We start from the raw sequence: 635 nt of genomic DNA on the forward strand, positions 1-635 counted from the left end.
CCCTGTCAACCTGAGCACACCGATGGGAGTGGAGCGCATTAACGTGTCTAGCGCAGAAGAGATGTATGAGGCCGGGATGGCTCAAGCCAACAGTCACGATGCGGTCATCCGCTGCGCAGCAGTAGCGGATTATCGACCTGAGGCCATTGCGTCTCAAAAGTTGAAAAAGACGGCAGACAACGATCAGATGACCATCAAAATGGTGAAAAACCCTGATATTGTAGCCTCCGTCGCAGCACTGACTGACAAGCGCCCATTTACGGTAGGTTTTGCAGCAGAAACCAACGATGTCGAAACTTATGCCCGAGGAAAGTTAGCGAAGAAAAACCTCAATATGATCTGCGCTAACGATGTGTCAGTCGAAGGCCAAGGCTTCAATAGTAATGACAACGCCATCACCCTATTTTGGCCTGATGGTGAGCTTGCATTAGCTCTAGAGTCAAAAGAAGCCCTGAGCTTCAAAATCCTCGAGAAAATGCGTGAATTGATGTAATTCGCACTTATTTTCTAATTAAGAACTGGCACAAATTTAGTCTAAACATGACAACTGAGGGTGTTAAATCTCCCATTCCGCCCTCAGCAGTCTAGTGTGATGCGACTTAGCATCTTATAATCCCCTCCGCTCAACTTTGTAT

Annotated in this window: 1 protein-coding gene; it reads left to right on the top strand. The window is 47.1% G+C overall.

Going from position 1 to position 635, the window contains the following annotated elements:
- Positions 1-493 (top strand): phosphopantothenoylcysteine decarboxylase (locus R7E38_RS23060; protein ID WP_318082168.1); only part of this gene is annotated, 493 nt, incomplete at its 5' end.
- Between the last annotated feature and the right edge of the window lie 142 nt (positions 494-635).

This window comes from Vibrio sp. Vb2131 (assembly GCF_033338535.1).
Classification (GTDB): Bacteria; Pseudomonadota; Gammaproteobacteria; order Enterobacterales; family Vibrionaceae; genus Vibrio; species Vibrio alginolyticus.